The following is a 2,177-nucleotide window of genomic DNA, read 5'->3' as shown; positions in this document are numbered from 1 at the left end:
TCATGCTTTAACTCTTCATAAACCCCTTAGAGTAGATGAAATTGATATAGGATTTGAAGTAGCACGTGCCTGGGAAACAACCGGCACTCCTGGAGATTGCATCAAAATTGGGGTAAGTGCAATTCTAGAAAAACAACCAGATATTATTATTTCAGGAATAAATCACGGCCCAAATCTTGGAGCTGATGTACTATATTCAGGAACGGTAAGCGCCGCTATGGAAGGTGCTGTTCTTGGTATTCCAAGTATCGCAGTATCTCTGACAAATGGACATTCAAGTCAACAAGCAGACTTTATTTATGCGGCTGACTTTATAGTTAATTTTTTGAATAAAATTGCAACTATAAATTTCCCTAAAAAGACCATATTAAATATTAATATACCTTCAATAGCAGCAAATGATATAACAGGTATACAAATCACAAGGCTCGGTACACGTATGTATACTGATACATATGAAAAACGTATAGACCCTAGAGGAAAAACCTACTACTGGTTAGCAGGAGAAATAATTGACGCTGCTGAAGAAGATGGAACAGATATTACAGCTATCAGAAATAATAAGATTTCCATCACCCCTGTAACTTTTGAGATGACACATAAAAGCGTCATGCCAGAGTTAGAAAAAGCATTTTGTGATGGAATTTGTTATTAAGAACAAGTCTCAAAAGTAAAAAATAATATAAAGAATATTCTTAAGGAAGCCTATGCGCCATGTAAGTTTGATGGTGACACAGTCACTTTTCTAAGTCATCACGAGGTGGCACTAAGTGCTAACGTGGTGATCCTGCCGATTTTGAATAATTGTTTTTAATTGTAAAATGGATGGATTGCCACAGATTCCTTTGGAATCTTCGCAATGACATTTATACACTTTTGGCTTTTGAGACTACTTGTATGGACAATAAATAAGGTCTAATAGCATTTATTTGCTAGCATAAGTCATTATCTCCAGCAAATTTCTTCTTTTCGTTTTGAGCTAATCGGTATGGACTTGCAAAAGAAGTTCCTATAGTACTCATTAATGCCTTTCTTCCATTATTTTCAGGGTCACTTATGATTTTTCCATCTTTATCAACCCTAAAAGCATGATTCATCCCTGAATCCACATAATCTCCATGCCTATTTAAAAAAGTTGCCTCTTCTTTGCTTAAGGATTTTGTTTCGACAAGTTTATCTATATCAAATAAAAGTCCATCTAATTTTGAAATTCTATCATTATATTTTTTCACAGGTTTCATATCCGTCCACATGTTTTGCAAAGCATGCATGGCTGGATAATCTTCTTCCTGGGCTAACACCTCTTTTAATGGTTTTCCAACAAACTTATCCACAACAGGAATATCTTTAGAAATTTCTGATTTTTTAAACACAACACGATTATTATCCATAATGCTATAACCGGATAAGGATCCATCTTTTCTTAAAACAGGAGAAGTATAAAACACGCCTCTGCCTTTACCGTTTACTAATGAGTTATCGGCAGATAGGTATATTCTTTCAGAATCCTCGTTATCACCATCAAATGCACCTACAGTTATAGCACCTTTTGCAAGACTAAAAAGGTTTAAATAATCAGGACCTGAATTTCCAGCAGCAATATATACAGGAACTCCAAGCTTAGTCACCTCTTCTATGGCAGAAATCATCGTATATATACCTTGAAAATTAACAAGCCTGGGATCTATATCAGAAGCAGCTTTTTCTGACATATCATCTATATTTTTAAGCCAATCACGAATTATACCTTTATATTCATGTATATTATTTCTAGTAATTGGAATTCCTAGTAAATCTGATAACTCATTAAAGCTCTTCTTATCACTAAGAGAAAAATTAATAGCTTCTATTTTTTGACCATTTTTTATACAATCAGCAATCTTATTAAAGCTTTTAATTACACTCGTTCCGCCTGCTTTCTGCCCAAATGTTCCGGGTTCAGGATGAAGTCTAAAGTTAACAACCTTAGCATCGGGAATAATAGATTTAATAACTCTATTACAAAACTTACCGTGGCTGCAATCTTTAACACCATCACCATTAACATCTATATCTTTTTCACTGAAGAGATCAACAACCCCATAAACAAAGATTACCGCATAACTAAAATATGTTAAAATATAGACATATCAAAGAGAAAAAGGAGAAAGATATGTCATTTTTTATGCTGGGAGCAA

1 protein-coding gene and 1 pseudogene (1 of these 2 running past the window's edge) are annotated in these 2,177 nt (G+C 34.2%); one reads left to right on the top strand and one right to left on the bottom strand.

The window, feature by feature from the left end:
• A pseudogene (locus tag A2255_07315) lies at nt 1-655 on the top strand (5'/3'-nucleotidase SurE) (it extends 125 nt beyond the left edge of the window).
• Nucleotides 656-932: 277 nt separating this feature from the next.
• Here the strand turns inward: A2255_07315 and A2255_07310 are convergent.
• Nucleotides 933-1,712: a hypothetical protein gene (locus A2255_07310; protein ID OGI21716.1), complete on the bottom strand. Its 780-nt coding sequence runs from the start codon at nt 1,710-1,712 to the stop codon at nt 933-935.
• Nucleotides 1,713-2,177 lie beyond the last annotated feature (465 nt).

The sequence above is a fragment of the Candidatus Melainabacteria bacterium RIFOXYA2_FULL_32_9 genome (assembly GCA_001784615.1).
Taxonomy (GTDB): domain Bacteria; phylum Cyanobacteriota; class Vampirovibrionia; order Gastranaerophilales; family UBA9579; genus UBA9579.
The sequence above is the reverse complement of the archived record's forward strand: the minus strand, read 5'-3'. Positions and strand labels throughout refer to the sequence as shown.